This window comes from Mycobacterium sp. (genome assembly GCF_036488105.1).
Classification (GTDB): Bacteria; Actinomycetota; Actinomycetes; order Mycobacteriales; family Mycobacteriaceae; genus Mycobacterium.
On the sequence record NZ_DASXHW010000516.1, the window covers coordinates 1 to 21041 of the forward strand.

At 64.6% G+C, this 21041-nt stretch carries 25 protein-coding genes and 1 pseudogene; 19 read left to right on the forward strand and 7 right to left on the reverse strand.

The genetic code is table 11. From position 1 onward, the window contains the following. On the forward strand, nucleotides 1-454 hold a 454-nt coding region (locus VGH54_RS27240; protein WP_331515246.1), incomplete at its 5' end, for an aldo/keto reductase. 3 nt (nucleotides 455-457) lie between these two features. Here the strand turns inward: VGH54_RS27240 and VGH54_RS27245 are convergent. Then, a complete protein-coding gene (locus VGH54_RS27245; RefSeq protein WP_331515247.1) occupies nucleotides 458-580 on the reverse strand; it encodes a hypothetical protein in 123 nt (40 codons plus the stop codon). Nucleotides 581-631: 51 nt separating this feature from the next. Here VGH54_RS27245 and VGH54_RS27250 point away from each other — a divergent pair, with 51 nt between their 5' ends. The 3 genes from VGH54_RS27250 to VGH54_RS27260 are packed head-to-tail and all read left to right on the forward strand — an operon-like array spanning nucleotide 632 to nucleotide 3281. Further along, on the forward strand, nucleotides 632-2116 hold the full coding sequence (locus VGH54_RS27250) for an NAD(P)/FAD-dependent oxidoreductase (RefSeq protein ID WP_331515248.1): 1485 nt from the start codon (nucleotides 632-634) through the stop codon (nucleotides 2114-2116). Beyond that, nucleotides 2113-2553 (forward strand): VOC family protein, encoded by a 441-nt coding sequence (locus tag VGH54_RS27255; RefSeq protein ID WP_331515249.1) that lies wholly within the window; start codon nucleotides 2113-2115, stop codon nucleotides 2551-2553. Before VGH54_RS27250 ends, VGH54_RS27255 begins: the two co-directional genes overlap by 4 nt. Beyond that, entirely contained in the window at nucleotides 2550-3281 is a 732-nt protein-coding gene (locus VGH54_RS27260; protein WP_331515250.1) for an SDR family oxidoreductase, read from the forward strand. The genes VGH54_RS27255 and VGH54_RS27260 overlap by 4 nt, the downstream gene beginning before the upstream one ends. Before the next feature lie 276 nt (nucleotides 3282-3557). On the opposite strand, the pseudogene VGH54_RS27265 reads toward VGH54_RS27260, so the two are convergent. Then, nucleotides 3558-3706: pseudogene (locus VGH54_RS27265) on the reverse strand (hypothetical protein); the annotation flags it as partial. Here VGH54_RS27265 and VGH54_RS27270 point away from each other — a divergent pair. The 3 genes from VGH54_RS27270 to VGH54_RS27285 all read left to right on the forward strand — a co-directional run bounded on the left by VGH54_RS27270 (nucleotide 3653) and on the right by VGH54_RS27285 (nucleotide 5292). Then, nucleotides 3653-3775, forward strand: a complete 123-nt coding sequence (locus VGH54_RS27270; RefSeq protein WP_331515276.1) for a hypothetical protein — start codon at nucleotides 3653-3655, stop codon at nucleotides 3773-3775. The pseudogene VGH54_RS27265 and the gene VGH54_RS27270 sit on opposite strands and share 54 nt — an antisense overlap. Further along, complete coding sequence (locus VGH54_RS27275) at nucleotides 3772-4539, forward strand: thioesterase II family protein (RefSeq protein ID WP_331515251.1); 768 nt, start codon at nucleotides 3772-3774, stop codon at nucleotides 4537-4539. Before VGH54_RS27270 ends, VGH54_RS27275 begins: the two co-directional genes overlap by 4 nt. Nucleotides 4540-4773: 234 nt before the next feature. Continuing rightward, on the forward strand, nucleotides 4774-5292 hold the full coding sequence (locus tag VGH54_RS27285) for a hypothetical protein (protein ID WP_331515252.1): 519 nt from the start codon (nucleotides 4774-4776) through the stop codon (nucleotides 5290-5292). 9 nt (nucleotides 5293-5301) lie between these two features. Here the strand turns inward: VGH54_RS27285 and VGH54_RS27290 are convergent, their stop codons facing one another. After that, nucleotides 5302-5622 carry a type II toxin-antitoxin system VapB family antitoxin gene (locus tag VGH54_RS27290; protein ID WP_331515253.1) on the reverse strand — a complete coding sequence of 107 codons (321 nt, stop codon included), beginning with the start codon at nucleotides 5620-5622 and terminating at the stop codon, nucleotides 5302-5304. A 146-nt stretch (nucleotides 5623-5768) separates the two neighbouring features. Between VGH54_RS27290 and hrcA the strand changes: the two genes are divergently transcribed. From hrcA to ybeY, 5 genes are all read left to right on the forward strand, one after another. After that, the gene (gene hrcA, locus VGH54_RS27295) at nucleotides 5769-6812 is read left to right on the forward strand and encodes a heat-inducible transcriptional repressor HrcA (protein WP_331515254.1); all 1044 of its coding nucleotides are present in this window, start codon (nucleotides 5769-5771) and stop codon (nucleotides 6810-6812) included. A 79-nt stretch (nucleotides 6813-6891) separates the two neighbouring features. Next, on the forward strand, nucleotides 6892-8034 hold the full coding sequence (gene dnaJ / locus VGH54_RS27300) for a molecular chaperone DnaJ (RefSeq protein ID WP_331515255.1): 1143 nt from the start codon (nucleotides 6892-6894) through the stop codon (nucleotides 8032-8034). After that, nucleotides 8035-8805: a 16S rRNA (uracil(1498)-N(3))-methyltransferase gene (locus VGH54_RS27305; protein ID WP_331515256.1), complete on the forward strand. Its 771-nt coding sequence runs from the start codon at nucleotides 8035-8037 to the stop codon at nucleotides 8803-8805. 84 nt (nucleotides 8806-8889) lie between these two features. Then, nucleotides 8890-9933: a PhoH family protein gene (locus VGH54_RS27310; RefSeq protein ID WP_331515257.1), complete on the forward strand. Its 1044-nt coding sequence runs from the start codon at nucleotides 8890-8892 to the stop codon at nucleotides 9931-9933. A 7-nt stretch (nucleotides 9934-9940) separates the two neighbouring features. Then, a complete protein-coding gene (ybeY, locus tag VGH54_RS27315) occupies nucleotides 9941-10474 on the forward strand; it encodes an rRNA maturation RNase YbeY (RefSeq protein ID WP_331515258.1) in 534 nt (177 codons plus the stop codon). A 304-nt stretch (nucleotides 10475-10778) separates the two neighbouring features. On the opposite strand, the gene VGH54_RS27320 is transcribed toward ybeY, so the two are convergent. Further along, nucleotides 10779-11678, reverse strand: coding sequence for a tyrosine-type recombinase/integrase (locus VGH54_RS27320; protein ID WP_331515259.1), 900 nt, complete (start codon nucleotides 11676-11678; stop codon nucleotides 10779-10781). 112 nt (nucleotides 11679-11790) lie between these two features. On the opposite strand from VGH54_RS27320, the gene VGH54_RS27325 reads away from it, so the two are divergent. Together VGH54_RS27325 and era are read left to right on the forward strand one after the other, a co-directional pair. Then, entirely contained in the window at nucleotides 11791-13080 is a 1290-nt protein-coding gene (locus VGH54_RS27325) for a hemolysin family protein (RefSeq protein ID WP_331515260.1), read from the forward strand. After that, a complete protein-coding gene (gene era, locus VGH54_RS27330; protein ID WP_331515261.1) occupies nucleotides 13073-13972 on the forward strand; it encodes a GTPase Era in 900 nt (299 codons plus the stop codon). The genes VGH54_RS27325 and era overlap by 8 nt, the downstream gene beginning before the upstream one ends. Before the next feature lie 15 nt (nucleotides 13973-13987). Here the strand turns inward: era and VGH54_RS27335 are convergent, their stop codons facing one another. Continuing rightward, complete coding sequence (locus VGH54_RS27335) at nucleotides 13988-15463, reverse strand: amidase (RefSeq protein ID WP_414688822.1); 1476 nt, start codon at nucleotides 15461-15463, stop codon at nucleotides 13988-13990. A 63-nt stretch (nucleotides 15464-15526) separates the two neighbouring features. On the opposite strand from VGH54_RS27335, the gene recO reads away from it, so the two are divergent. The 3 genes from recO to VGH54_RS27350 all read left to right on the forward strand — a co-directional run bounded on the left by recO (nucleotide 15527) and on the right by VGH54_RS27350 (nucleotide 17796). Beyond that, nucleotides 15527-16366 carry a DNA repair protein RecO gene (gene recO / locus VGH54_RS27340; protein WP_331515263.1) on the forward strand — a complete coding sequence of 280 codons (840 nt, stop codon included), beginning with the start codon at nucleotides 15527-15529 and terminating at the stop codon, nucleotides 16364-16366. Then, the gene (locus VGH54_RS27345; protein ID WP_331515264.1) at nucleotides 16317-17240 is read left to right on the forward strand and encodes a decaprenyl diphosphate synthase; all 924 of its coding nucleotides are present in this window, start codon (nucleotides 16317-16319) and stop codon (nucleotides 17238-17240) included. The genes recO and VGH54_RS27345 overlap by 50 nt, the downstream gene beginning before the upstream one ends. A 139-nt stretch (nucleotides 17241-17379) precedes the next feature. Next, entirely contained in the window at nucleotides 17380-17796 is a 417-nt protein-coding gene (locus tag VGH54_RS27350) for a hypothetical protein (RefSeq protein WP_331515265.1), read from the forward strand. Between the two features lie 7 nt (nucleotides 17797-17803). Here VGH54_RS27350 and VGH54_RS27355 read toward each other — a convergent pair whose 3' ends face one another. Continuing rightward, on the reverse strand, nucleotides 17804-18214 hold the full coding sequence (locus VGH54_RS27355) for a Fur family transcriptional regulator (protein WP_331515266.1): 411 nt from the start codon (nucleotides 18212-18214) through the stop codon (nucleotides 17804-17806). Further along, entirely contained in the window at nucleotides 18211-18588 is a 378-nt protein-coding gene (locus VGH54_RS27360) for a metalloregulator ArsR/SmtB family transcription factor (protein WP_331515267.1), read from the reverse strand. Before VGH54_RS27360 ends, VGH54_RS27355 begins: the two co-directional genes overlap by 4 nt. Nucleotides 18589-18635: 47 nt before the next feature. On the opposite strand from VGH54_RS27360, the gene VGH54_RS27365 reads away from it, so the two are divergent. Both VGH54_RS27365 and VGH54_RS27370 read left to right on the forward strand, forming a co-directional pair. Further along, nucleotides 18636-20075, forward strand: coding sequence for a glycine--tRNA ligase (locus VGH54_RS27365; protein ID WP_331515268.1), 1440 nt, complete (start codon nucleotides 18636-18638; stop codon nucleotides 20073-20075). 343 nt (nucleotides 20076-20418) lie between these two features. Further along, nucleotides 20419-20907 carry a hypothetical protein gene (locus tag VGH54_RS27370; protein WP_331515269.1) on the forward strand — a complete coding sequence of 163 codons (489 nt, stop codon included), beginning with the start codon at nucleotides 20419-20421 and terminating at the stop codon, nucleotides 20905-20907. Nucleotides 20908-21041: the final 134 nt, after the last annotated feature.

The window sequence follows — 21041 nt, forward strand, 5'->3', positions numbered from 1 at the left end:
GATAGGGCTCTCCGACATCGACGTTGAAGGCACCAAGCGGATCGCCGGCACCGCCAGGATCAAGCCGGCCGTGGTCGAGGTCGAGTCGCATCCATACCACCCTCAGTGGGAACTGCATCAACTGCGCGAGACGGACGGGATCATCCTGTTGGCGTTTGCTTCGCTTGGGCACGCGCTCGAGCCGCGACTGCTCGACGATCCGCTGATTGTCTCGATCGCGCAGCGGTTGGGAAAAACGCCGGCGCAAGTGCTTTTGGCGTGGGGCATCCAACGTGGCAGCGCGGTTCTGACGGCATCGGTCAACCCGACGCGCATCAACGAGAATTTCGATGTCACCGCGATTCCCGAGAGCGCGGTCCAAGACATCAGCGAGCGTCTCGAGACCCGCTTCCGGTTCAATTCAGTTGTCGACGGCGGAGAACCGGGATTCGCCAACGTGCCCGCCGGGAGTTGACCGTCAGGCGGTCGACGTGGAGATGGCCTCGCGGATTTCTTCCGCCGAAAGGATTGCCGTCGCGTAGTTGGGGATGTTGATCTCCAAGGCCGCGTGCATCTGCTCCGGAGCGCCGGTGAGCGCCACCTCCGCGATAGGCGTTTTACATATGAGACTTGATATGTAACATGGCCAGGTATGGCCGCCGTCACCCTCCGTAAGCCGCGAGTCGGCGTAGTCGGGGCCGGCCCCGGCGGTATCGCCATGGGTATCCAATTGGCCCAAGGAGACTACGATTTCACCATTTTCGAACGCGGCGACGGGTTTGGCGGAACGTGGCGCAACAACACCTACCCCGGTGCGGCGTGTGATGTACCGTCGCACTTCTACTCTTTTTCGTTTGCGCTGAATCCCTACTGGAGTAAGACCTACGCGAACCAGCCCGAGATTCTCGCCTATCTGGAGCGGGTCGCATCCGACCACCAGCTCGGTCGGCACCTGAAAGCCGGCGCCGCCGTGACATCGGTCCGATGGTCTGATGCCGACTCGCAATGGGCGATCGAGACCGCGCAGGGGAGTCGGCATGAGGTCGACGTTGTCGTCAGCGCGGTCGGCATGCTTGATGTCCCCAATATCCCGACAATTCCCGACCGGGAGCTTTTTGGTGGGCGAGTTTTTCACTCGTCACAGTGGGATCATTCGAAATCGACGGCGGGAGAACGGGTTGCGTCGATCGGCACCGGCGCGAGCGCTGTCCAGTACGTGCCTGCCATCGCCGCGGACACCGAGCATCTGACCGTATTCCAGCGCACCCCGATCTGGGTGGCGCCGCGGATCGACGACCCCTTCACCAGCGAGCAGCAACAGTTGTTCGCGAACGATCCCGCCGAAGCACTGAAGGTTCGAGATGCTGCGTTCCAGCAGTACGAAGTGGCCGATTTCGATGTCGAATCCGACATGACCAAGATGCTGACCGAGATGTCGTACAACTACCTGATGAAAAAGGTCAGCGATCCGCGGTTGCGCTCGAAGTTGTTGCCGGACTATCCCGTTGGCTGCAAGCGGCCGCTGCAGTCGAAGACGTGGTTTCCGGTATTCGATCTACCGAACGTCACCCTGGAGACCGCTCCGATTGTTGCCTTCACCGAACAAGGTCTGCGCACGGCGGACGGTGTCGAGCACCGGGCCGACACCGTCATCTTCGGAACCGGTTTCAAGGCCGCCGATTATCTGAGCAATCTGGATGTCTACGGCAACGGTGGCCGGCGACTTCACGACGACTGGCGTGACGGTGCCGAAGCGTATCTGGGCACCGTGGTGCCCGGCTATCCGAATCTGTTCACCCTGTACGGGCCGAACACCAACGGGACCACCTCGATGATCTACATCTTGGAGGCGCAGGCCGAGTTTGTACGGCGACTACTCGACACGATGAGCCGAGATGCGATCGAAGCAGTCGAGATCAAACGCGGCCCGCACGACACATTCAACGCCGAGATCCAGGCGGCGCTGGACACCACTGTCTGGGCGGCGAACTGCAGCAACTACTTTCGCCACCCGAGCGGCAAGATGGTGACCCAATACCCCTACAGCGGAAGCATGTTCGCGCAGCGACTAGCCGCGGTTGACCTGGACATCTTCGACACCCGTCCGCAACTCAAGGCAGAGGCTGGCAACGCATGACCGGTGTTCATCACACGGCTATCGTGACCACCGACGTCGAACGTGCACTGAGCTTTTGGCAGGACGGCCTGGGTCTCACGGTGCTCTTCGACCATGAATTCACCGGTGATTGGCCGACCCTGTTCGACGCCGGAACCGAGACCCTGCGGTCGATATTTCTCGGCGACCCCAGCGCGCCGGATACCGGTATCGTCGAATTGGTCGTGTTCGACAATCCGGCACCGCAGCACGAATCGATCGCCGGGCCCGCGGCCGGGTTCTTTCTGGTCTCGCTGAACCGTGACGTCGAGCCGACACTTCGTCGACTGGCCGACCTGGGATTCGCCGATGATGTCCGGCAGATTGTCGTGCCCGCACCACACCGAAAGCAGGTTCAGATGGCTGTCATCACGGCGCCTGACGGCGTCCGCGTCGAGCTGATCGGGCCCGCACGGTGACCGCCATCGTGACGGGCGGCGCCTCCGGCATCGGCAGCGCTGCCGCCGACCGGCTGCGGAGCGCCGGCCACGACGTCATCACGTGGGACCTCCGCGGCGGCGACATCGCCTGCGACATCAGCGATCCCGACGCAGTGTCTGCTGCGCTGGAGCAAACCCTGGCCAGCGTCGGGGTGCCGGATCGTCTGGTCGCGTGTGCAGGTGTCGGTGCCTCCGGAATGTTGATCGCGCAGGATCCCGCCGACTGGAAACGAGTGATCGACGTCAACCTCACCGGAACCTGGCTGACGATGCGGGCGGTTGCGCAGGCGATGATCGACAACGGCGGCGGCGGATCCATCGTCGCGGTGTCCAGCATCAGCGGCACCGTCGCCGACCGCGACATGGGCGCCTACTGCGTTTCCAAGGCCGGCGTGGACATGCTGGTCCGCGTCGCGGCCAGCGAGTGGGGGCCGCATGGCATCCGCGTCAACGCGGTGGGGCCGGGCGTCACGCGAACACCCATGCTGGCCCAGGCTGAGCAGCTGCCCGGATGGTTAGACGGACTGATTCAGCGAACCGCGCTCTGCCGCTCGGGTGAGGCCGATGATGTCGCCGAGGCCATCGTCGCGGTCCTCGAGATGGGTTGGGTGACAGGGCAGACCGTCCTGGCTGACGGCGGTCTGGCGTTGCACAGCCCGATCGACACCTACGGACAGGTCCAGCGACTACGCGCCAAGCGTCGCTAGTCGATCAGCGACTGCGTGCCGAGTTACTCGACGTGGAACGCTAGCAGGCCATCTCCGAGACTCATGCTGGACGGAGAGGCCAACGCTGCTCCGGCTCCGAAAAAAGTCGCGCCGGCGGCAAGCACCGAGAGGGCGGTTGACAAGAATGACCGCTTCGCCTCGACGCGGCCATTTACCGCAGGCGAATTGCTGTCAACACTTGTTTTCATGATGTTGAGGTTAGTAGCGAAAGGTAAGTAATCTCTGTCCGAACCCGATGAATCTGGCTGCCGAATCTTAAGACTGTAATTGCCGGCTGATCGCCTTCTTGTCGATCTTGCCGACCGGTGTGGTCGGTAACGTAGCCATCGCGCTCAGCACCCCGGCCGTGCTTGCCTAGCGACGCCGCGCTGGCCGAGATAGGCGTTCAGGTCGCCGAGTTGTACCTGGAAGTCATCCACATGGACGCCGGACAAGTTGCGGCCGCGATCGCTGGAAATGAAGTGGTGCAATGATTTTCGACAACCTGACAGCAGTGCCGAAAAAGGAATTCCCGACCTGGATCAAGCGGGTGCCCGGGCGCAACGCTGGGGGTCGCGCGGGCGTAACCGTGGTGTTTCCGCATGCCGGCGGAGCGGCCGTGGGCTATCGCAAGCTGGCAACTGCATTGGCCGCAGCGGGTGACACGTACATCGTGCAGTATCCGCAGCGCGCCGAACGGCTCCGCGAGCCCGCCGCCCAGACCGTCCAGGACCTGGCCCGCGGTCTGTTCGTCGCCGGTCCGTGGCGCCAGGTGGCGCCGCTGCGGCTGTTCGGTCACAGCATGGGCGCGGTCGTCGCCTTCGAGTTCGCCAGGATCGCCGAATCTCGCGGCGTCGCAGTGGAACGGCTCTGGGCGTCGGCGGCTCCGGCGCCGTCGGCCGTCGAAGCCAAGCCTGATCTGCCCACCAGCCATGACGATCTGATCGTCGATATCGTCGATTTCGGTGGGACAGATGCCGAGCTGCTGGCGGACCCAGAGTTTGCCGAGCTGTTGGTCACCGCAGTGCGGGCCGATTATGCGGCGATCAATCGCTATACCTGTAGCCCCGAAATTCAAATCTCTGCCGACATTTCGGTATTGGGCGCCCGCGGTGACCTCCGCGTCGATGCCGCGGAACTTCAACTCTGGGAGGAACACACCGCCGGCTCGTTCGATCTGTCCTGGTACGACGGCGGACATTTCTTCCTCGACGATCACATCGAAGCCGTCGCCGCGCAGGTGAATGCCGGTGGCTGAGGACGGATTTGCGGCGGGCTCTGGAAACAGCGGCATCAATCCGGACGAGATGGCCGGCCTCGACTTGGGCTGCTACGTGGGGGCGTCTGCCACCGGTTACTTGCCAGCGCTGCTTTCAAGTGGCTTTGATGTAAAGCAACCGGCGATACGACACGCCAGGGTTAGGGTCACTACAGATCAGGCGGTGACCAGCAGAATGACACCGATGATCAGGTCCAAATCGAAGGGACAACGATGACCGTGAAATTGCTTGCCACCGGGGTGGCGGCGGTAGCCACAATCGGCGGTGCCGCGGCCGGCTTAACGTCACTGGCCTCCGGCTACGCGTCCGCACCGCAGGTGACGGCTGTTGTGTTCAGCGCACCGCTCGACCCGCCGCCACCCGCGCCGGGCCAGCCGCCGCTGCCCAGCCCGGAACAGCTGTCGGACGTGTGCAACCGCGTCACCGATCCCGGCGTGGGCTACGAGACCAAAGTCGGCCTGGTGGAAAACGGAATCCCGCCAAACGAGGGCCACGTTGCCGACCACGACCTGCGCAAAGCCTTCCGCAACGGAAACTTTCCCGAGCAGTTCGCCGTCAGCAACATCCAGCCGATTCCGGGCAACGGCGTCAGAGCCGACGTCGCCATCACCGGACCGAAGTTCGCCGGTCCGGTCGAGAAGCCTCTGGTGTTCATCGATCAGGGCGGAACCTGGGTGCTGCAGCACGACTCCGCGCTCGCGCTGGTGCAGGCGGCCTCGGCCGTCAACTGAGCTCGGAGGTCAAACCTGGTCGGCGTGCTGGGTGACCGCATCCAGATCGAGCAACCGCGCATGCAGGATCGTGCGGTTTCGCAGCGCCGCGCGCACCGCCCGGTGCAGGCCGTCTTCGAGGTAGCAGACGCCTTTCCACTTCACGGCGTGCGGGAAGAGATCGCCGTAGAACGTGGAGTCCTCGGAGAGCAGGCGGTCAAGCGCCAGCACGGTCGTGGTGGTGACCAATTCGTCGAGCCGGATCTGTCGAGGGGGAATTCGCGACCAGTCCCGGTAGGACAAGCCGTGCTCGGGGTACGGCTTGCCGTCGCGCACACCCTTGAAAATCATCCGCGGCTCGTATCCGGCGCGGCTCTCCCCGATGCGGCCATGCAGGAAAGGCTATCGCGAGCACCGTGCGGGCGGGTGTGGCGTGCGCGGGGCAGTAGTTGCTGGTGACCCCCGTAAACTGGTCAGGGTTAGGAGGGTCGATCGAGATGGGAACTGCCGACGAGCGCCGCTTTGAGGTGCTGCGCGCGATCGTCGCCGACTTCGTCGCCACCAAGGAACCGATCGGCTCGAAGTCGCTGGTCGACCGGCATAACCTCGGTGTCTCATCCGCGACGGTGCGCAACGACATGGCCGTCCTCGAGGCCGAGGGCTACATCACTCAGCCGCACACCAGCTCGGGCCGGGTACCGACGGAAAAGGGCTACCGCGAGTTCGTCGACCGCCTTGACGACGTCAAACCGCTGTCGGTCGCCGAGCGGCGTGCCATCCAAAGTTTTCTGGAGTCCGGCGTCGACCTCGACGACGTGCTGCGTCGCGCGGTGCGACTACTGGCCCAACTGACCCGTCAGGTCGCCGTCGTCCAATACCCGACGTTGTCGACGTCGACGGTGCGGCACCTGGAGGTCATCGCGCTGACCCCGGCCCGGCTATTGATGGTGGTGATCACCGACACCGGCCGGGTGGATCAGCGCGTCGTCGAGCTCGGCGACGTCATCGACGATCACCAGCTGTCCCAGCTGCGCGAGATGCTCGGCCAGGCGCTGGACGGCAAAAAGCTCTCAGCGGCGTCCGTCGCCGTCGCTGACCTGGCCGCCCACCTCGAAGGCCGGGGCGGCCAGTCCAAGAGCCTCAGCGATGCGGTCGGCCGCTCGGCGACGGTGCTGCTGGAGTCGCTGGTCGAGCACACCGAAGAGCGGCTGCTGCTGGGCGGCACCGCCAACCTGACCCGCAACACCGCCGACTTCGGCGGTTCGCTGCGATCGATCCTGGAAGCACTCGAAGAACAGGTCGTCGTCTTGCGGCTGCTGGCCGCCCAGCAACAAGCCGGCAAAGTGACCGTTCGCATTGGGCACGAGACCGAGGCCGAGCAGATGGTGGGCACTTCGGTGGTGTCCACCACCTACGGCACCCTCGACACCGTCTACGGCGGGATGGGCGTGCTCGGGCCTACCCGAATGGACTATCCGGGAACTATCGCTAGTGTCGCTGCGGTTGCGATGTACATCGGCGAAGTGCTGGGTACGCGATGAGGGCGCATTCCAGGCACAATTCATTAGTGGCCGTCGTTGCACGGACGAACGAGGCCTAAGGGCCCAAGGAAGGTCAAGCGTGGCACGCGATTATTACGCTCTGCTCGGCGTGGGCAGAAACGCGAGCGACTCGGAGATCAAGCGCGCGTACCGCAAGCTGGCCCGCGAGCTGCATCCCGACGTCAACCCCGATGAGGTCGCCCAGGCGAAGTTCAAGGAGATCAGCGTCGCCTACGAGGTGCTGTCCGACCCGGACAAGCGGCGCATCGTCGACATGGGCGGTGACCCGCTGGCAAACGCCGCGGCGGCAGGAGGTGGCTTCGGTGGCTTCGGCGGTTTGGGTGATGTCTTCGAGGCGTTCTTCGGCGGGGGCGCGACGTCGCGCGGCCCGGTCGGACGGGTCCGGCCGGGTTCGGACTCGCTACTGCGGATGCGACTTGATCTGGCGGACTGCGCGACCGGCGTCAGCAAGCAGGTCACCGTCGACACCGCGGTGCTCTGCGACCGATGCCAGGGCCGCGGCACCAACGGTAACTCGTCGCCGATTGCCTGTGACACCTGTGGTGGTCGCGGCGAGGTGCAATCCGTGCAGCGTTCGTTCCTCGGCCAGGTGATGACTGCGCGGCCGTGCCCGACCTGCCGGGGCGTCGGCGAAGTCATTCCCGACCCGTGCCACCAGTGCGGCGGCGACGGGCGGGTGCAGGCTCGCCGGGAGATCACCGTCAAGATCCCCGCGGGCGTCGGCGACGGAATGCGGGTCCGGCTCGCAAGTCAGGGTGAGGTCGGGCCTGGCGGGGGACCGGCAGGCGACCTGTACGTCGAGATTCACGAACAGCCGCACGACATCTTCGTGCGCGACGGCGACGACCTGCACTGCACGATCTCGGTGCCGATGGTCGATGCGGCGCTGGGCACCACGGTGACCGTGGACGCCATCCTCGACGGCCTGACCGAGATCACCATCCCGGCGGGCACCCAGCCCGGCTCGGTGACGACCCGCCGCGGCCACGGGATGCCGCATCTGCGTTCTGGCGCGCGCGGCGACCTGCATGTGCACGTCGAGGTCGTGGTGCCGGATCGGCTCGACCACGACGACGCCCAATTGCTACGCGAATTCAAGAGCCGCCGCGGCCGTGACGTGGCCGAGGTTCGGTCGACCCACGCGCCCGCCACCAACGGCGGATTGTTCAGCCGGCTGCGTGAAACCTTTACCGGGCGCTAATTGCCTGGCCTCTTCTACATCGACGCGCTGCCCGACGACGGTGAGCTGGCCGTCGTGGACGGCGACGAAGGCTTCCACGCCGCCACCGTGCGACGCATCCGCCCACGTGAGGAGCTGGTGCTCGGCGACGGCGTCGGCGGTTTGGCCCGCTGCGTTGTCGAGCAGACCGGCCGCGACGGTCTGCGGGCCCGGGTCGTGGAGCGATGGCAGGTGCCGACGGTCCAGCCAGCGGTGACTGTGGTCCAGGCGCTGCCGAAATCCGAGCGTTCCGAGCTGGCCATCGAGCTGGCCACCGAAGCCGGCGCCGATTCGCTGGTGGCCTGGCAGGCCGCACGCTGCGTGGCCCGTTGGGAGGGCGCCCGCGCCGACAAGGGTCTGCGGCGCTGGGGCGCGGTCGCACGCGCCGCCGCACAACAATCCCGTCGCGCGTATATCCCGTCGGTCGACGGCGTGCTGTCGACTGCTGCGCTGACTCAGCGGATCGTCGACGAGGTGGGCCTCGGCGGCACGGTGCTCGCGCTGCACGAGTCCGCCGAGGGATCGCTGACAGATGAGCTTGTGGGGCAAGCGAAGTCGGTGACATTGGTAGTGGGTCCCGAGGGTGGCATCGCTCCCGACGAGTTGGCCGGGTTCGCGGCCGCCGGTGCCATCGCCGTTCGGCTGGGCCCGACCGTGCTGCGCACCTCGACCGCGGCCGCCGTCGCACTGGGCGCACTGGGCGTGTTGACGCCGCGGTGGGAACAGTCCGAACGTGGGTCACCCAGCGGCTGACCATTGGGTTGGTCAACCGACCGGCGGTAGACTCGACACGCTAACCCGCTGGCTACACCACAGAAGGCAGGCACTAGGACGCACGTGACGCCTCGCGAAACCAACGCTGCTGGTCCGTCCACATCTCCGGTTCGCAGCAGCATCGACGTTCCGCCCGACCTCGTCATGGGCCTGCTCGGTTCCGCCGACGAAAACCTGCGCGCCCTCGAAGGACTGCTGGCCGCGGATCTGCATGTGCGCGGCAACGCCGTGACGCTGTCCGGCGAACCCGCTGACGTCGCGCTCGCCGAGCGGGCGCTCTCCGAACTGATGGCGATCGTGGCGGGCGGGCAGCCGCTGACCCCGGAGGGGGTGCGGCACAGCGTCGCGATGCTGGTCGGCACCGGCAACGAGTCACCGGCCGAGGTTCTGACGCTGGACATCTTGTCCCGTCGCGGTAAGACGATTCGACCCAAGACGCTCAATCAGAAGCGGTACGTCGACGCCATCGACGCCCACACCATCGTGTTCGGAATCGGCCCGGCCGGAACCGGCAAGACTTACTTGGCGATGGCCAAGGCGGTCAGTGCGCTGCAGGCCAAACAGGTCACCCGGATCATCCTGACCCGGCCGGCGGTGGAAGCCGGTGAGCGACTGGGCTTTCTGCCGGGCACGCTGAGCGAGAAGATCGACCCGTACCTTCGGCCGCTCTACGACGCCCTGCACGACATGATGGATCCCGAACTGATCCCGAAGCTGATGTCGTCCGGGGTTATCGAGGTGGCGCCGCTGGCCTACATGCGGGGTAGAACCTTGAACGACGCGTTCATCATCCTCGACGAAGCTCAGAACACCACCGCCGAGCAGATGAAGATGTTTCTGACTCGATTGGGATTCGGTTCCAAAGTCGTTGTCACCGGGGATGTTACGCAGATCGACCTGCCGGGCCCCGGCAGGTCGGGTCTGCGCGCGGCGGTCGATATCCTCGACGGCATCGACGACATTCACATCGCTGAGTTGACCAGTGCCGACGTGGTCCGCCATCGGCTGGTCTCCGAAATCGTCGACGCGTATGCGCGACACGAAGAGCCCGGGCTGAGGATGAACCGGGCCGAGCGACGGGCCCCGAGCGCACGCAGTCGTCGGTGACAGCGTCATGACCATCGAAGTCGCCAACGAATCCGGAATCGACGTCTCCGAATCCGAATTGATCAGTGTGGCAAGGTTTGTCATCGATCAGATGGACGTCAATCCCGCGGCCGAGCTGTCGATGGTGCTGTTGGACATGGCTGCGATGGCTGATCTACACATGCGCTGGATGGATTTGCCGGGCCCGACTGACGTGATGAGCTTCCCGATGGACGAGCTGGAGCCGGGTGGTCGTCCCGACGCACCGGAGCCGGGACCGGCGATGCTCGGCGACATCGTGCTGTGTCCCGAATTCGCCGCAATACAGGCCGACACTGCCGGTCACACGCTGGGGCATGAGCTGGCGCTGCTGACAATCCACGGCCTCCTGCATCTGCTGGGCTACGACCACGCCGAAACTGACGAGGCCAAAGAGATGTTCGCCTTGCAGCACCGCCTGCTCGAGGAGTGGGTCGCCGACCAAGTCCAGTTCTATCGTCAGCAGCGCCAACACGACCGCGACCAGCGGTTGTTAGACAAATCAAGGTATTTCGAGAATTGAGGCCAGCTAACGTTGTGTCGGACCTGCAAAAACGAGATCAAGCGCGCACGTTGTGGTGCGAAATATCTTTAAGGTAGCTGTGACGGATTTTGTGGACTGCCCTGCGCGGTCCAAGCAGAGGAAGGGCGACCGCGCGGCTGTGTCGCGGCGCCCGCAAGGGGTTACGGCGTATACTGGACGGTCGGAAGGGCCGGCGGCGAGTTCCCTCGTGCGGCGGTCTTCTCAGGTAAAGAAACTTAAGCCCGAGAGCTACCCCGGCCCTTCCCTTCGACGCGGCAGCCGCAAATCCGGGCGTGACGGGGGATTACAAATCCCCGAGATTTAGTTTCCGCGACTCCTCCGCAGCCCGCTCCGAAGCCGACGCACTCGTATACCTGTCGAGCATTGATCTCGTCTGCCAGCCAGCGACACTCATCAAACCCTGCTCAGACCCGCCGGCGCGCAGCCAGCGAGTGGCGGCAGTGTGCCGCATGACATGCAAGTGGAAACCCTCGATACCTGCAGCCTCGGCCCGAATCTTGAGGGCAGCATTCAGGCCGAAATAGCGAAAGCGCTTGCCGCCACCGCCAACCCACAACGCTCCCGCATCGGCCAGCCGATGGGAACGGCGAACCCGAAGGTAGCGGTCGAGTGCCTGCGCGGTCTGCGGCCCAAAGGGGGCGACACGGCCCTTGCCGCCCTTGACGCGAGTGATGGTCACCAGTCCCCGGGATATGTCAACATCCGAAACCTGCAGCCCCACAACCTCACCCGCCCGCAGACCGGCTTCCAGCATTAGTCGCACAATCGCCTCGTCGCGGCGGTCCACCAGGGACTTGCCCTGGCACGCGCGGATAAGCCGTTTCAGCTCGTCGTCGGTGAGCGCGTGGACCACCTTCTGATCCGCTCTCGGAGGTTTCAGACCGATCAGCGGGTTAGCGGTAATCTCTCCCTCATCGAGCAGCCACGCCGCGAACCGCTTAAGCGCAAGGTCCCGGGACCGGGCGGTGTTTCCCTCTTGCCCGTCGCCAATCAGATAGGCCAGGAACGCCTGAACGTTCGATCTCGACAGCTCAGCGGGTTGTCCGGTGTCTGCGCACCAGCGGAGGAACTTCTTGACCCCGTCCGTGTAGGTGCGGATGGTGCCGGGGGACTTGTGCTCGGCGGTCAACGCCACGCGCCAGGAGGGCAGCAGCGCCGCGAGGTCTGGCGAAGTCAAGTCCATGCAAATATCATGACATATATACGATGTGCTCTGTGATATCTTTGACTCGGCTTACAAATCTGCAGCTCAAATACATGAAGGATCAAACCGCCATCTCAAGGTATTTTGTGAATTGAACAGCTCCGCTTCGCTACTCGGTGCGATCGTGCTGATCTGTCTGGGCAGCGTGTTCGCCGCCATCGACGCCGCGATCAGTACGGTGTCGATGGCGCGGGTGCAAGAGCTGGTTCGCGACGAGCGGCCCGGTGCGGTGCGTTTGGCCAACGTGACGACCGATCGCCCTCGGTATATCAACCTGGTCGTACTGCTGCGGATCGTCTGCGAGATCAGCGCGACGGTGCTGCTGGCGCAGTTTTTCTACCGTGCGGTCAGCCGCGAATGGGGGCTGTTGATCGCCGCGGTCGTCATGGTGGTGGTCAGCTTCGTGGTCATCGGCGTCGGTCCGCGAACACTTGGCCGCCAGAACGCCTACTCCATTGCCCTGGTGTCAGCCTTACCGCTGCAGGTGATTTCGGTGTTGCTGGCCCCGATCAGCCGGATCCTGGTCGTCCTCGGAAACATGCTGACGCCTGGCCGTGGCTTCCGCAATGGGCCGTTCGCGTCCGAGATCGAGTTGCGTGAAGTCGTCGACCTGGCGCAGCAACGCGGTGTGGTCGCCGCCGACGAGCGGCGGATGATCCAGTCGGTGTTCGAACTCGGGGATACGCCGGCCCGCGAGGTGATGGTGCCGCGCACCGAGATGATCTGGATCGAAAGCGACAAATCCGTCGATCAAGCGACATCGGTCGCGGTGCGCAGCGGGCACTCCCGCATCCCGGTCATCGGTGAGAACGTCGACGACGTGGTCGGCGTGGTGTACCTGAAAGATTGTGTCCAGCAGGCTTATTACTCGTCACCCGGTGGTCGCGACACCGTGGTGAGCGAGGTGATGCGACCAGCGGTGTTCGTGCCGGACTCCAAGCCGCTGGATGAGCTGCTGCGGGAAATGCAGCGCGACCGCAACCACATGACGTTGCTGGTCGACGAATACGGCGCGATCGCCGGCCTCGTGACGATCGAGGACGTACTGGAAGAGATCGTCGGTGAAATCGCCGACGAGTACGACGCCGCCGAGGTCGCACCCGTGGAAGAGCTGGGTGACAACAAGTTTCGGGTTTCGGCGCGACTGCCGATCGAAGACGTCGGCGAGCTGTACGGCGTGGAATTTGAGGAGGATCTCGACGTCGACACGGTCGGGGGGCTGCTGGCCCTGGAGCTGGGTCGCGTTCCGCTACCGGGCTCCGAGGTGGTATCGCACGGCCTGTTGTTGCATGCCGAGGGTGGGCCCGACCACCGCGGGCGGGTCCGCATCGGCACCGTGCTGCTCAGCCGCGCGGAAGTGGTGGGTGCGGAAAATGACTGAATTCCGTTCCGGCTTCGTCTGTTTCGTCGGGCGGCCAAATACCGGCAAATCGACCTTGACCAACGCACTGGTCGGCTCGAAAGTGGCGATCACGTCGAGCCGGCCGCAGACCACCCGGCACACGATTCGGGGCATCGTGCACCGAGAAGATTTCCAAATCATCCTGGTCGACACGCCAGGGCTGCACCGTCCACGCACCCTGCTGGGCAAGCGGCTCAACGACTTGGTCCGCGACACCTACAGCGAAGTCGACGCCATCGGCTTGTGCATCCCTGCAGACGAGGCGATCGGACCGGGGGACAGGTGGATCATCGAGCAGATCCGATCCATTGCGCCCAGAACAACATTGGTCGCCGTTGTCACCAAGATCGACAAAGTTCCCAAGGATCAGCTGGCTGCCCAGCTCGTCGCGGTCAGCGAGCTGGTCGGCGACACCGCGGAGATTGTTCCTGTTTCGGCGGCCACCGGCGAGCAAGTCGACGTGCTCATCAATGTATTGGTTGCCGCACTGCCGCCCGGACCGCCGTATTACCCCGACGGCGAGCTCACCGACGAGCCCGAGGAAGTTCTGATGGCCGAGTTCATCCGGGAAGCCGCGCTGGAAGGCGTGCGTGATGAGTTGCCGCATTCGCTGGCGGTTTTGATCGACGAGGTGAATCCACGCGAGGGACGCGACGACCTGGTCGACGTGCATGCCGTGCTGTTCGTCGAGCGGGACAGCCAGAAGGGCATCGTGATCGGCAAGGGCGGGGCGCGGCTGCGTGAGGTGGGTACCGCCGCACGCACGCAGATTGAGAAGCTGCTGGGCACCAAGGTCTATCTCGACCTGCGCGTCAAGGTTGCCAAGAACTGGCAGCGCGACCCTAAACAGCTTGGCAGACTTGGCTTTTGATTTAGATAACGCGGCTTATCGCCGCGCAGGCCCGCTGGAAACCGGTGGCGTGTCCGTGCCGGTGTCAGTCGCGGTGTTCCACCACACCGCGGGTTGTTTGGCCGCCCAGCCGCCCAGCGCTTCCAACTCGGCCGCCAGCGATACCAGCAGTGGTTCGCTGTTGGCCGGGCCCATCAGTTGCACGCCGATCGGCAGGCCTTCGGAAGTGAAGCCCGCCGGGACATTGATGGACGGCCAGCCCAGCACATTCCATGGCCAGGTCACCGGGCAGGCCGCGATCATCGCGCGATCAGTGCCCAAGCCGCTGAGCCGGTCGAAGGCATGCACCGGTAGGGGAGGCAGCGCGGTCGTGGGCGCCAGCACGACGTCCACGATGCGGAAGATCGAACCCACCCGACGCTGATCGGCGGCTTCGTGCGCGCGGGCGGTGCGCAATATCTGTTGTGACAGCAGCCGGCCCATCCGCATGTTGGAGAGCGTCCGGTGATCCCACTCCACACCGTCACCCAACCGCTCGGCCCAGTCCAGCAGCCCGGATGTGGACCGCGACAAGAAGTTCCATGACAGCCGCAGCCCATAGTCGGGATTACCCGAGACGACGTTGTGGCCGAGCAGCCGAAGCTGGTCGCCCATCGATTCCAGCGCCGCCCTGATCTCCGGATGCAGGCGGGCTCGAAAAGCGGTGAACGGGAACCCGGTTGACAGCGCGATGCGCAGGGGACCGGGTGCTATGCCGACATGGTCGGACACCTTCACCGGTCGCGGCTTGTGCAGGTCGCCCTCGACGTTGCCGGACGCCGCGTCGAGCACAAGCGCCGCGTCGGCGACCGTACGGGCCAGCACGCCGTTGACCGTGATCCCGTTGAATGCCTCGCGCAGCGGCCATGTCGAGATGCGGCCACGCTGAGGTTTGATGCCGACAAGGTGGGTCCAGGCCGCTGGGATACGAACGCTGCCCGCGCCGTCGGAGCCGATCGCGGCGGTGACCAGCCCGGCGGCCACCGCGGCCGCGCTACCCCCGGAGGATCCGCCAGGTGTGTGCCTGCGCGACCACGGGTTACGGGTATGGCCGAAGCCGGGTCCGCTGGTGAACGGCCATTGACCCAGTTCGCAGGAATTGGTCTTGCCGACGATCACGGCACCGGCGGCTTTGAGGCGGCGAACCACCTCGGCGTCATGGGTGGCCGGCGGCACATACCCGGAGGTGCCGAAGGCGGTTGGTTGGCCTGCGATGTCGACGTCGTCCTTGACCGCGATCGGCACACCCAGCAGGGGTGACTGGTCGCCGGCGGCGCGCCGCCGGTCGGCCGCGGCGGCGTCGGCCAGCGCCGGCTCGGTGAGCACCACCCGGAAGGCGTTCAGCGTCGATTGGCTGAGGCCGATAGCGTGCAGCGAGCGACGTACCAGCTCGGCAGAGGTCACCTCACCGCCGGCCAACTGGTAGAGCTGGTCGGTCAACGTCGGGAAGCGGCGATCGGGCGAGTTACTCATCGGTACCGACATTATCGGCGCGTGCGCCGGGTGCCGTCGCGACGTGATGACAAACTGATATCTATGCGGCTATACCGGGATCGAGCGGTGGTGGTGCGCCAGCACAAGCTCGGCGAAGCCGACCGGATCGTCACCCTGCTCACCCGCGACCACGGGCTGGTCCGCGCGGTGGCCAAAGGTGTGCGCCGCACTCGCAGCAAGTTCGGCGCGCGACTCGAACCGTTCGCGCATATCGATGTGCAGCTGCACCCGGGCCGCAACCTGGACATCGTCACGCAGGTCGTCTCGCTTGACGCGTTCGCCACCGACATCGTCAGCGACTATGGCCGCTACACCAGCGCGTGCGCGATGCTGGAAACCGCCGAGCGCCTGGCCGGCGAGGAGCGGGCACCCGCCCCCGAATTACATCGGCTCACGGTTGGTGCGCTGCGGGCGGTGGCCGACGGCAGCCGACCCCGCGAGCTGGTGCTCGATGCGTATCTGCTGCGCGCGATGAGCATCGCCGGGTGGGCTCCGGCACTGACCGAATGCGCGCGCTGCGCGACACCGGGCCCGCACCGGGCGTTTCACGTCGCCGCGGGTGGCAGCGTGTGCAACTACTGCCGTCCGGCCGGTGCGACGACACCGCCGCTGGGCGTGCTGGATCTGATGGCAGCGCTGCGCGACGGCGATTGGGAAGCCGCGGAGGGTGCGCCGCAATCGGCCCGCAGTCAGGTCAGCGGATTGGTGGCCGCTCACCTGCAATGGCATCTGGAGCGGCAGCTGCGAACACTGCCGTTGGTCGAGCGGATCCGACGGGTCGATGTGATCGATCAGAGCCTCCTGGACCGTCGGGTAGCTCTGGTCAGGCAGGATGTGGCGCGTGGAGACGAGCCGGGTGAGCCGCTCAGAGCGAAGGGCTGAGCGCAAGCGGAAGTCCGACTTCCCGCAGCTCGCCCCGGCGCCCGACGACTATCCGGTCTTTCCTGACACGTCCACGTGGCCGGTGGTTTTCCCCGTGTTGCCGCCCTCACCCGACGGCGGGCCCCGCCGACCGCCGCAGCACATCTCCAAGGCGGCCGCACCGCGGATCCCGGCCGAGCAGCTGCCTAATCACATCGCCATCGTGATGGACGGCAATGGCCGCTGGGCCACCCAGCGCGGGCTGCCGCGCGTCGAAGGCCACAAGATGGGCGAGGCGGTCGTCATCGACATCGTCTGCGGCGCAATCGAAATAGGCATAAAGTGGCTCAGCCTGTACGCCTTTTCCACCGAGAACTGGAAGCGCTCCGCCGACGAAGTCCGTTTCCTGATGGGATTCAACCGCGACGTGGTGCGCCGTCGCCGGGTGAACCTCAACGAGATGGGCGTCAAGATTCGCTGGGTGGGCTCGCGTCCACGCCTGTGGCGCAGCGTCATCAACGAGTTGGCGATCGCGGAGGAGTTGACCCTGAACAACGATGTGATCACGGTGAATTACTGCGTCAACTACGGGGGCCGCAACGAAATTACGGAAGCTGCAAGGGATATCGCGCGCGAGGCAGCGGCGGGCAAGCTGAACCCCGAACGCGTCACCGAGGCGACCGTCGCCCGGCACTTGCATCGCCCCGACATTCCCGACGTGGATCTGCTGTTGCGGACTTCCGGTGAGCAGCGGACCAGTAATTTCATGTTGTGGCAGGCGGCCTACGCGGAGTTCATCTTCCAGGACACCCTTTGGCCCGATTACGACCGTCGCGACCTGTGGGCGGCCTGCGAGGAGTACGCGTTGCGGCATCGACGTTTCGGGACGGCGTGATGGGTAACCGGCGTGAGCACGGCGAGGGACTTGTCTTTTTGCCCGCCTCCGAGCGATTTTCGACCGTCGCCCGGCTAGTTGTCGCTCAGAGGCGGGCACATCGCACCCCGCCTCCTCGCCGCGGAATGGGACCACACTGATGCCCTCGTTGCAGGAGCGGTTGCTGACGGTGCTTTCCGAAGTGCTGCCAGTCGAGGAGGAATCCGACGGAGCGCTGACCGTGCACCACGGCGGCACCATCGCGTCGCTGCGGGTGGTGACGATCAGCGAGGACCTCGATCTGGTGTCGCTGACGCAGATGGTGGCGTGGGATCTCGTGTTGACCAAGAAGATTCGCGACAGTGTGGCCGAGCAGTCGAAGTCAACCCTGCTGGGATCGGTGACGTTGGTGGAGAAGGCCGCCGACGGGTCGCCCAAACGTAATTCCGGTAAGGCCGCAGACGTCATATTGCGCTACAACTTTCCGGGCAACGGCCTCAACGACGACGCGCTGCGCACGCTGGCGTTGATGGTGCTCGACAAAGGCGCCGAAATCCGGCGCGCGGTAACGGCATAGCGCCGCGTCAGCGGCGACAGTCCGAGCAGGTGCCGTAGATCTCGATGGTGTGGCTGACATCGCAGAACCCGTGCTTGCTCGCGACTTCGGCGGCCCACGCCTCGACCTCACGATCGCCGACCTCCACCGTCGACCCACAGCTGCGGCACACCAGGTGGTGGTGATGGTGTTCGGAGCAGCGCCGGTAGACCGATTCACCGGTGTCGTTGCGCAGCGTGTCGAGCATGCCCGCACTGGCCATCGACTGCAGCGTGCGGTATACGGTGGTCAGCCCGATGTTCTCGCCACGCCGACGCAGCTCGTCATGGAGTTCTTGAGCCGAGCGGAAATCGTCGAGGGTGTCCAGCAGGCTCGCGATCGCCGCCCGCTGCCGAGTGGACCGCACACCGGCTTTGGTTTCGCCGGACGCAGCGCTCATGGCTTGTCCTCGCCCGCATGCGCGACGGCGTCGACCACGATGTGGGCCAGGTGATGATCGGCCAGCCGGTACAGCACCTCGCGTCCTGACCGCTCTCCGGCGACCACGCCCGCGGCCTTGAGAATCTTCAGGTGTTGGCTGACCAGTGGCTGCGGCACGCCGAGCGCATCGACCAGCTCGTGCACACAGCGCTGGGACACATGCAGTTGCAGCACGATTGCGATCCGCACCGGCGCGGCCAGCGCGCGCAGCAGCTCGCCGGCAGCGTCGAGAATCTCGCGCGGCGGTGGCGGCGGCAGCTCGGCGGAGTCGCTGTGCTGGTGCTCGACGACCAGCTCGTCGCCATCGGCTGCGGTCGAGGATGAGAGGGACATACTGCCTCCACTGTCACATGCATAACCACGCATGTCAAAGAGCGGGGGTGGATCGCTACGATGACGGATCGTCCGCGTTTCACTACAACAGGAGTCATCACCTCGTGGCGTCCGTCATCGACACCGTCGTCAACCTCGCCAAACGGCGCGGCCTGGTCTATCCCGCCGGCGAGATCTACGGCGGAACCAAATCGGCGTGGGACTACGGGCCGTTGGGCGTGGAGCTCAAGGAGAACATCAAACGGCAGTGGTGGCGCGCGGTGGTCACCGGCCGCGACGACGTCGTCGGCCTGGACTCGTCGATCATTCTGCCGCGCGAGGTGTGGGTCGCCTCGGGACATGTCGAGGTTTTCAACGACCCACTGGTGGAATGCCTGAACTGCCACAAGCGGCACCGACAGGACCACATGCAGGAGGCCTACGCCCTCAAGAAGGGCGGACAACCGGACGACGTGCCGATGAGCGAGATCGTCTGCCCCGACTGCGGCACCAAAGGCCAGTGGACCGAGCCGCGCGAATTCAACATGATGCTCAAGACATATCTCGGTCCGATCGAGACCGAAGAGGGGCTGCATTATCTGCGGCCCGAGACCGCGCAGGGCATCTTCGTCAACTTCGCCAACGTCGTGACGACCGCACGCCGCAAGCCTCCGTTCGGCATTGGCCAGATCGGCAAGAGCTTCCGCAACGAGATCACCCCGGGCAACTTCATCTTCCGCACCCGCGAGTTCGAGCAGATGGAGATGGAGTTCTTCGTCGAGCCGGCGACCGCGCCGGAGTGGCATCAGTACTGGATCGACACCCGGCTGGCCTGGTACACCGACCTCGGTATCGATCCGGAGAACCTGCGGCTCTACGAGCACCCCGCAGACAAGTTGTCCCACTACTCCGACCGCACCGTCGATATCGAGTACAAGTTTGGCTTCTCAGGTAACCCGTGGGGTGAGCTCGAGGGGGTTGCCAACCGCACTGACTTCGACTTGTCCACGCACGCAAAGCATTCCGGTGTCGACCTGTCGTATTACGACCAGGCCAACGACACTCGCTATACGCCGTACGTGATCGAACCGGCGGCGGGGCTGACCCGTTCGTTCATGGCATTTTTGATCGACGCCTATCACGAGGACGAGGCGCCCAACGCCAAAGGCGGCGTGGACAAACGGACCGTGTTGCGGCTGGACCCGCGGCTGGCGCCGGTGAAGGCCGCGGTGCTGCCGCTGTCTCGGCACGCCGACCTGAGCCCAAAAGCCCGCGACCTGGCCGCCGAGTTGCGCAAGTGCTGGAACGTCGACTTCGACGACGCCGGCGCGATCGGGCGGCGCTACCGACGTCAGGACGAGATCGGCACGCCCTATTGCGTGACACTGGATTTCGACTCGCTTGAGGACCACGCCGTGACGATCCGGGAGCGGGACGCGATGACGCAGGAGCGGGTGGCGATCGACGCGGTGTCGGAGTACCTGGGTTCGCGGCTGCGGGGTTGCTAAGTAGCTTCAAAAAGCTTCTGGCTCAACATGTTTGGGACATCCACAAAATCTGCACACGCTGGCGTTTCATCCCAGATGTCGATTAGGCGGCAAGCCGGGTACTCATATTTGTACAAGGTGTCAATTACCTTAAAAAAACCTGAAATATTCCTTAATTTCCTGCTTGACTCGCATGAAAGGTGAAGCGTAGCGTCCCTTTACGGGGAACCGCACTCTCAGGAAGCGGGGGCGCGGGGGGTCGATCTGTGGTTAGCAAGCAGGGAATTTTGGGCGGCATCTGAAGCCGCCCAATCGCCACAACACCGCGGGTATTCCCACGGCATCGCAGGATTGGAGCCTAACAATGAGCCACGAATCACGTCGTCGCGCGACAACAATGGTTCTGGGCGTCGCTGCGGCAGCTTTCGCCGCCGCCGGGCTGGCGCCCACCACGCCCTTTGCTTATGCCGACGACATCGATATGTATGGCGGTCAGGACGTGTCCACGTTCACACAATTCCTTGGTACCGGGGGTGCGAACGTCTTTACGATCACAACCAATTACTACACGACGGTCGATGAAACGACGGGCGTGGTGACGCCTCATTTCAGTCTCCCGACCATCGTCGAGGCCCATGACCCCCTGATGCCCGGGTTTGTTAATGAAGGCGGTTTCACTTTTATCGATAGCAATACTCAATACTTTGGCGATCTCACAAATCTCACCGACACCACCTCTGCCAACACCGACTTTTTCACGGCGGCCGGCGGAGATGTCGGCAATTTCCTGCCGCTGCAATTGGAAAACTTCTTCTCCCCTCCCATCGTGGACGCCGATCCGTTCCCCTTCTGAGGTGACCACCTGACCTTGACACCGTTCGCGCGGTTGCGCGAACGGGACGCCATGACGCAGTAAGCGGGTGGGCATCGACGCGGCGTCGGACCATCTGGGTTCGCGGCTGCGGGCTTGCTAGCCGGCGCAGACCG